The organism is Vibrio sp. V10_P2A27P122, from assembly GCF_963874335.1.
Classification (GTDB): Bacteria; Pseudomonadota; Gammaproteobacteria; order Enterobacterales; family Vibrionaceae; genus Vibrio; species Vibrio anguillarum.
The window spans coordinates 1-8,150 of the sequence record NZ_CAWNHY010000052.1 but is presented as its reverse complement, the minus strand read 5'-3'; the positions used below and the strand labels follow the sequence as shown (position 1 = coordinate 8,150).

The following is an 8,150-nucleotide window of genomic DNA, read 5'->3' as shown; positions in this document are numbered from 1 at the left end:
GTCACTATCTGTTGTTCATGCTGTCATTCGTGCTGTAATTCTTAGAAAACATGGGGCTTGGTCATTTCACAACAAATACTCAACGCATCATAAACAACTCTTCATGGAACTGAGTTTCAACGTCTACATGGTAAGGCTTCAACGCCTGTTTTAAAGTCCGTGAAAACGCAACAGGGCCACAAAAGAAAAACTCAAAACCACTTAAATCACCACACTGGCGAGCAATAGTCTCGGCAGACAAATGCGGCGCAATGCTTGAATCAATCACTGTGAGGGAGACACCTGCACGCAATGCTTTCTGCTTAAGCTCATCACACAGGGCTTGCTCTGCATGATGGCAGCAGAAGAACAGATAAGTAGCCGGATGCGCTTTTACCGTGTGTAAATAATCTAACCCAGCCATAAATGGAGCGATGCCGACACCGCCACCAATCCAGACTTGTGGCCTATCACTATAAAACTCAAATCGTCCATATGGACCTTCGACCTCAATCGGCTCACCCACGGTAATTCTCTTATAAAGACCAGTGGTAAAATCGCCGAGCTCTTTGATCAAAAATCGCAGCTCATTAGCCTTATTGTACGAAGCAATAGTAAACGGATGCGGCTCTTCGCCAACAAAACTCAAATAGGCAAACTGCCCTGCTTTGTGTCCGGGCCAAGGTTTCTCCATCTTAATTCTTAAATCTAACGTTTGGCTCGCTGCGCAGTAGTGGCATGCGCTAATCTTCGCTGAATAACGTGCATTTCGGCCCACAAATCCAAGCAAACTGTAGACTGCTGCCGCGGAGCCAAGCGCAATAAACATCAACACTAACCAATAAATCGGCCAGCCCCAATACGCCTTTTTCAACAATAATACCGAATGCCCAGCCAGCAAAAGGTACACCACCGCCATCAAACGGTGCGATAAGCGAAACGGTTTGTATTTAATGGTTAGCCACAGTGATACACCCACCAGCAGCAATAATGAGTAGAACCCCCATTCGCCAATGGCTAACCCCATCGGGCGCATCTCTTTTACCCAAAGCGCAAAACCCGACAAGTTCCCCTGTGGGCCAGAGCCATTGAGCCGATTAGGTTTAGTCAGGAGCTCAAGTGCGATCATCCATTTCGGTATCTGGTAACAAAGCCAGTGAAATAAACCAAGCAACGTGGCCGAAATGCCCAGCCATTTGTGTATCCGATAGCCTTTATCGATTCCTTGTGTCCACTGCTCAACAAGGGGCAAACGAAGCGCCAGCACCATAGCCAATGACATCGCCACAATGGACAAAATGCCCGACCACTGGATAAAAGCCGATCTCCACTTGAAGAGGTTTTCAGACACCAAAAGCGTTGGCTCGGCTTGCATCCATAATACCGAGACAACCACCATCACAATCAATACCGTTTTGCTTACTCTGCTCATCACAATAACCACTTAAATATAAAGGTTATCTAAGAGTAACAATCACAACGTAAAGTAGATGAAGTAACAAGTAAATCTGTGTAAAGACGACAATCCAAGCTCTTTAAGCGCTATGTCCTTTTTATTGAACGCAGAAAAATCTGACCAATCAAACAACGCTGATCTTCCGCACGATAATCTTAGGGAGGGTCACTGAATTCTGTTAGAATGCGGCCCCTTCAACTAGCGTGTTAAGAGATGATCATTCGTGATGCCACGTTGTTTGAATAAAAAACCAACGAAAACCATACACCCCTGCTGGCCTCGGTTAGTGAACTACTTAGGAACTCGTTATGATGACTGAAGAAGAAAGAATTGAATTACAAAGAAATAACCCATTACACGGTCTTAAGTTAGAAACATTACTGCAAGAACTAGTGGATTTTTACGGTTGGGATATTCTCGATACGGCAATGCGTTTTAACTGCTTCCATACCAACCCATCGGTTGCCAGCAGCGTGAAATATCTCAATAAAACCGATTGGGCGAGAGAGAAAGTAGAAAACTTCTACCTATATCGCTTTAAACGTATGCCACGCGCTTCAGCTGAAGAATATGATCTGCCACCGCGCGCGCGCACTTTCCCACATGGCCTCAAACCTAAAGAGCCAATGGAGCTGACGGTTGATTCCATTTTAAACTCACAGGCTAAAGCGGCTTCTGCCCATAAAGAGCGTTCCGCACGTAACCGTTCGTTTCGTCGTTAAAGAACGATAAGTCAGTGATCGGCTCACGACACAACAAATCTGTTGAGCACAAAATGAATGTTGGTGTAAGAGAACCTTGCACCAACATTTTCCATCACAACATTTCAGCGTGAACCTTAATTATAAATAGGTTGCCATAAGCAGACTTTCTGCTGCTTACGTTGGTCATACAGCCATGTATATTGGCAATGATTATCGTAACTATATCGCCCAGTCTGAACCTTATATGGCCCAAAACTCACACCTTGTAAAGATTGAAAACGCCCTTGATAAAGCAATGAGAAGTGCAAGTGAGGACCGGTGGACGATCCACCTTCACACAAAGCAATGGAACGCTGGTTAGCATAAACACCCAACTTACTGTCTTTCGTCACCCACTGATTATTCGCGACTTGGATTCCGTCCATATGGTAATAGTTCGTCGCCCAACCGTTTGGATGCGTCACACGCAGTTGGCACCGAGACATCACCGACACGTAGCCATCATGCGCGGCCGTTACACTGTAAGTTGGCGCGCCCCAAGCTGGCCAATCGTAAGAAACATCGATCGAAGAAAGCGGAAAACCTGAGCCACTGTGCGCATGCGTACCGTTAGGTATCCACTGATACCCTTTGCGCCATGGCCACTGCATAAACCCCTCACTAGGCGAAGCAATGAGGTTTCCCATACGCATAGGAGCTGGTGTGTTTTGTGGTTCGCTGAAAGCACCAAACCAAAGCTCATATTGCGATTTCCATAATGCCCAATCATCCACCCGATTCAATTGCTGCATGACCGCTAACGTCGCAGCATTGTATTGAAGAGCCGATGAACTTTCTTGATAGTGATAGAAACGCTGAGACAGTTGATTCGCAATATCTTTGATCTGCCGCTGTCTATTGTCCAAGCTTTGCTCCGAAGCACTCTCTTGCTCTAATAACGCTAAAGTGGTCAATAACACTCGAGGATCAACCCCCGTTGCCCCAGCCCAATGGCTAACTGACTCGACAAGCTCAAGCCAATTTGGCTGATGGGTACCAATAAAATCTTCAATATTGAAAGGACGTTGATGAGGTCGAAAAACAAACTCATCATCGCTAATCAGAGAAAATGGCAGTTGGCTCTCTGCAAGCTGCGCTTCGTTAAGCCGTGGAGTATCGACATCAGGATACAACTGATGGCTTACCACCATTGGGCTAAAACAGATAAACCATGTCACTAAAGAAGATTTGGTTAGATTCATTACGCATCCTTCATATGAATTAAGTTTCACTTGGAGTGTGGCACAAAATATTCGTGGGATAGCTAAGAAGGTGCGTTTTGCGAGGCCAGTAGGAGCAAGATGTAATAAGATGAAAGCGATGAAATTATCAACACTCTGCACAAAAGTACCATCGGAGTAAAAAACCGAACGGATGAACATGAAAAACAAAAGCCCCGACAACTTTTTGAGTTATCGGGGCTTTCTTGAATAAATGGCGCGCCCTGTAGGATTCGAACCTACGACCACATCCTTAGAAGGGACGTGCTCTATCCAGCTGAGCTAAGGGCGCGCTACAGGGACAGGATTATACGAGTTGAACTCCGTAAATCAATCGCTTTCTCTAACATTCTGTTTCAAATGCCTAAAAAACTGCCATTCGCTAACCATGTGACGAAAAACAGAACAAAGCAAACGTTTGCTTATAGATGTTACTTTAAATATCTGCGACAATGCGCCCAAAAATATTTGCGACCAATGTGTAAGGAAAGCCATGACTGCTCAAAATATTGATGGGACACTCATCTCCCAGACGGTTCGCTCTGAAGTAGCGGCGCGAGTAAAAGCTCGCACTCAAGTGGGTCTTCGAGCTCCGGGGCTAGCGGTGGTGCTGGTGGGAGAAGATCCTGCGTCACAAGTGTATGTCGGCAGCAAACGTCGTGCTTGTGAAGAGGTGGGTTTTGTTTCTAAATCCTATGATCTTCCGGCCACTGCAGGTGAAGAGGAGCTACTGGCGTTAATCGATAAGCTCAATGCCGACCCTGAAATTGACGGCATTTTAGTGCAACTGCCCTTACCTGCTGGGATTGACACAACCCATGTGCTTGAACGCATTGTTCCTGAAAAAGATGTCGATGGTTTTCACCCTTACAATGTGGGCCGTTTAGCCCAACGCATTCCTAAACTGCGCTCTTGCACACCCAAAGGGATCATCACTTTGCTTGAGCGCTATAACGTTCAACTGCGTGGTAAGCATGCGGTGATTGTGGGCGCATCCAATATTGTCGGCCGACCAATGACGTTAGAGCTGCTACTGGCTGGTTGCACCACAACCACATGCCATCGCTTCACTAAAGATTTAGAGCACCATGTTCGCCAAGCTGATTTATTGGTGGTAGCCGTTGGTAAACCCAATTTTATTCCCGGCGCATGGATTAAAGACGGTGCCGTAGTGATTGATGTGGGCATCAACCGCTTGGAGTCAGGCAAACTGATTGGCGATGTCGAGTACGATGTAGCGCGCACCAAAGCAAGCTTGATCACCCCTGTTCCGGGTGGTGTCGGGCCAATGACGGTGGCCAGTTTGATTGAAAACACCCTGTTGGCGTGCGAACAATTTCACCCCAATAACTGATCTTGTTATTGATTATTGCTAGTGGTTATTGATAGCTATGATCAGCGAGCCAAAGAACCCCAGCACTGCGCTGGGGTTCTTGCATTATAAACCAACTTAGCCTTTATTGGGCATTATTCATTTGCGTCAGTTTGTTACCTATTGGCGTAGAGAAATTGTAGCCATCGTGTTCGTCCCAGTTAATAGACCATGTCATCACACCACCGTAGTTAGGGTAGTTGAAACTCGGTTTCACCGTCGCGCAAGAGGTTCCCTTGGTTAAGCAGTCCAACGCATCAAGAATGTTTTGCGTGGGCGCTTGCCCAGAGTTGGCAGAGCTCGGGCCAGAAGGTAAACCGATTGCAACTTGATCGTCACGCAGTGGTTCAAAGCGTGAACCATCGGCCAAATCAAACCCTTCTAACAGCATTTTTGATTGAGCGACCATCATATCCACCGAACCTTCAGGAGCTGCACCCGGTAGATAAGGGTTTGGTAACCCACCGTTGTTATAAAGCTGAACATGAAGTAGATCGAGCGTGTCACGAACCTCATTGATGATAGGAATATACGCTCCCCAAATGCCGCTATAAGCCACCATTCCTCCTTGAACATAAGGGTGTTCTGGAGCCATGGTCAGGTACATATCACCGCCGATGTTGGCTTCAATTTGCTTTAATGCCCGGCCCAAGCGCGCTTGAATTTGCGAGCCATGCATTAAGTTAGAACCACTTTCTAAATCAACATCCAAGCCATCAAAACCCCACTCTTTGATCAACGCCGTCAAACTATCAACAAAGTGCGCTTCATCACTGTCAGTATTGAGCGTAATGTTGCCTTCAGCGCCACCAAGTGACAAAACAAAAACTTTGCCTTTGGCTTGCAAGGCCGCCATATCTTGCTTGAACTGGGTAGCATCTAAGGCGGGACAGCTACTATGCGCATCGCCTGCGAAAAGATTGAAATGCACGGTTCCATTACTATTGCGGTCATTATCGGCAAATGCAATATCGATCACATCCCACGCATCAGACATATCAGCGAGACGCATTGGGCAGCCAGCAGCATTGACAAAATTATGCCAGTAACCGATCAATTTGTGCTTTTTCTGTGTCTGTTCAACCACCTTCACGGTAGCTGCGTCTGACAATACACTACTGCCTGCATCATAAGCTTGCGCAGCCACTGTGTATTCGCCGATAGCCGTAGGTGTCCAAGTGTAGGCATAAGGCGCACTAGTATCAGTTGCGACCACCGCTCCATTCACTAAGAAATCGACTTTAGAAACAGCACCAGTGAGTGACGTCGCATTGGCAGCAATATTGACTGGTTTACCTAAACCGACGGTTTGCCCTGACGTTGGCGATGTTAACGACACCACTAACGCTTGATCGCTCACTGAAACGTTAATCTGACTTTCAGCGTTATTATTGTCATTATCGGTTGCGATGGCTTTGAGTGTGGTACTTCCGACCTTGTTCGCAACCCACTCAACCGAATAAGGCGCTTGGTTTACTACGCCAAGGCTCGTGCCATCAGCAAGAAATTCCACTTGTACTACACTGCCATCGGCATCATTAGCTTGTGCACTGAGCAGGATGGTAGAACCAGCCAGAATCACTTCATTATCAGCAGGGCTTGTCAATGAAACGGTAGGTGGCGTGGCGCACGCGCCCATTCCTGTCCACGCTTCTTGCCAATAACTTCCTTTGCCCGGCTCATAGGCCCACGCTGAGCTGGAAGAGCACCAACCTGCGATATCACAACGGAACTTTTGATTATTGTTTTGCACCAGTTCGCCCGCAGCGTAACTGCTACCCGCCACATAGGTTGCTAAACCTGCACAACCACCACTTGAGCCTCCAGATACAACCAAGGCGACCTCTTGGCTATGAGTCGTTTGGTTATCATTATCCGTCGCTTTGGCTTTAAAGGTGTGAGAGCCTGAGACAGCAGTCCAATCGTGGACATAAGGTTCTGAAGTATCTGAAGCGACGAGTTGTCCATCCACATAAAAATCAACTTGCGTGACGGTTCCATCCGAATCGGTGGCATTAGCGCTTAGCGTCAATGGGTCACCAGCCGCTAGCTGCTCAGCACCTATTGGGCTGGTTAAGGAGATGGAAGGAGGCACTAAACCACCAACAGGCGTAACCGAGATGGTTGACGCTGTTGACGTAGTCGCACCCTGATTATCAGTGGCAATTGCAGTCACTTGGGTTGCGCCTAAAGCGGCAGTCCAATCGGTTTGGAAAGGCGCTTGTGTGATGACGGCGATCGACACGCCATCAATCAAAAATTCAACCTGTGCCACGCTACCATCGCTATCAGACGCCGTGGCTTGCAGCGTGATTAAGCTGCCTTGTGGGATTTGTGCATTATTGGCAGGAGAAACGAGATTTAGCGTGGGTGGAACATTGCCACCACCGCTGTCACACTGCCCGAGTGATAGCCAAAATGCCCAAGGGCCGTTATTGCTTGCAGGATCATTTCCCTGCGTCCAATAGTTAGCTTGATAGGCTGCGTTAGATTGCGTCACTTTATCGCCGGACGTATAAATGGCGGCCGTATCCCAAGAGCCCAAGCCATCACAGTTATAGGCTTGAGCTTGGTAGCTTATCCCTAACGTTGTAATGATGGCGGCTCTGAGTAGATAAGAACTCATTGTTCTCTCCTTTGCTTATGAAAATAATTAACCCGTTCCCAAGTAACTTGACGTGGTGGCCTGCAATACGCGAGATAAAAACAAGGCAACATCAAGTAGGCAGGGTATATAACTAATAAGCTAGAGGACGAGAATTGCACTCTAAATAACTGATAATTTTAATTATCTCAGCTCAAAATCACGGCATGATTTCAACATCAACACCGCTTGCAAATCTTTTTCGGCGGACTTCACGAACTCACCTAATCACACGTCGTTGAGAAATTGATATGGTCAATATTATTTTGGTGAGATGGATGGATAAAAATGCCGGCTCTGTTAGCCGGCATCGAAGATACAAAATGTATGGTGGGTTTTCGTAACCAATAGAAACGCTACGTTTATAGCGACAAAATAACCCCAGCAAGCGCAGCACTCATCAAGTTAGCCAGCACGCCAGCACTGATCGCTCGAAAACCATATTGAGAGATGAAGCTGCGACGCTCTGGCACCAAACTGCCCAAACCACCGATCAATACTGCCATGGTCGAAATATTGGCAAAGCCGCACAGAGCAAAAGTTACAATCGCTTGAGAATGTTCACTGAGCGAATCTTTTACGTCCATCAATTGGATAAAAGCGACAAACTCGTTCACGACAATTTTATTACCAATCAGTGAGCCTGCCGTCATCGCTTCGCTCCATGGAATGCCCACCAGCCACGCAACTGGAGCAAATAGGTAGCCTAAAATCAATTCATAACTAAGGGTGAAAC

6 protein-coding genes and 1 tRNA gene are annotated in these 8,150 nt (G+C 46.9%); 2 read left to right on the top strand and 5 right to left on the bottom strand.

Translation table 11 applies throughout. From position 1 onward, the window contains the following. Positions 1 to 79: 79 nt before the first annotated feature. A complete protein-coding gene (locus tag AACQ17_RS03135) occupies positions 80 to 1,411 on the bottom strand; it encodes a ferredoxin reductase family protein (protein WP_170894787.1) in 1,332 nt (443 codons plus the stop codon). A gap of 332 nt (positions 1,412 to 1,743) precedes the next feature. Here AACQ17_RS03135 and AACQ17_RS03130 point away from each other — a divergent pair, with 332 nt between their 5' ends. Continuing rightward, positions 1,744 to 2,157 (top strand): VF530 family protein, encoded by a 414-nt coding sequence (locus AACQ17_RS03130; RefSeq protein WP_013857204.1) that lies wholly within the window; start codon positions 1,744 to 1,746, stop codon positions 2,155 to 2,157. 116 nt (positions 2,158 to 2,273) lie between these two features. Here AACQ17_RS03130 and AACQ17_RS03125 read toward each other — a convergent pair whose 3' ends face one another. Both AACQ17_RS03125 and AACQ17_RS03120 read right to left on the bottom strand, forming a co-directional pair. Next, positions 2,274 to 3,380 carry a M23 family metallopeptidase gene (locus AACQ17_RS03125; protein ID WP_094147514.1) on the bottom strand — a complete coding sequence of 369 codons (1,107 nt, stop codon included), beginning with the start codon at positions 3,378 to 3,380 and terminating at the stop codon, positions 2,274 to 2,276. Positions 3,381 to 3,613: 233 nt separating this feature from the next. Further along, positions 3,614 to 3,690 (bottom strand) — tRNA-Arg (locus AACQ17_RS03120). 201 nt (positions 3,691 to 3,891) lie between these two features. Here AACQ17_RS03120 and folD point away from each other — a divergent pair. Then, complete coding sequence (folD, locus tag AACQ17_RS03115; protein WP_106439501.1) at positions 3,892 to 4,752, top strand: bifunctional methylenetetrahydrofolate dehydrogenase/methenyltetrahydrofolate cyclohydrolase FolD; 861 nt, start codon at positions 3,892 to 3,894, stop codon at positions 4,750 to 4,752. 103 nt (positions 4,753 to 4,855) lie between these two features. Here the strand turns inward: folD and AACQ17_RS03110 are convergent, their stop codons facing one another. Beyond that, positions 4,856 to 7,396, bottom strand: a complete 2,541-nt coding sequence (locus AACQ17_RS03110; protein WP_094147516.1) for an Ig-like domain-containing protein — start codon at positions 7,394 to 7,396, stop codon at positions 4,856 to 4,858. A 380-nt stretch (positions 7,397 to 7,776) separates the two neighbouring features. After that, the coding region (locus AACQ17_RS03105) for a nucleoside transporter C-terminal domain-containing protein (protein WP_276206488.1) at positions 7,777 to 8,150 on the bottom strand (374 nt) is incomplete at its 5' end.

Bases quoted from the DNA above. Each gene is read 5' to 3' on its own strand.
- AACQ17_RS03135 (WP_170894787.1), bottom strand. From the start codon at position 1,411: ATGAGCAGAGTAAGCAAAACGGTATTGATTGTGATGGTGGTTGTCTCG.
- AACQ17_RS03130 (WP_013857204.1), top strand. From the start codon at position 1,744: ATGATGACTGAAGAAGAAAGAATTGAATTACAAAGAAATAACCCATTA.
- AACQ17_RS03125 (WP_094147514.1), bottom strand. From the start codon at position 3,380: ATGAATCTAACCAAATCTTCTTTAGTGACATGGTTTATCTGTTTTAGC.
- folD (WP_106439501.1), top strand. From the start codon at position 3,892: ATGACTGCTCAAAATATTGATGGGACACTCATCTCCCAGACGGTTCGC.
- AACQ17_RS03110 (WP_094147516.1), bottom strand. From the start codon at position 7,396: ATGAGTTCTTATCTACTCAGAGCCGCCATCATTACAACGTTAGGGATA.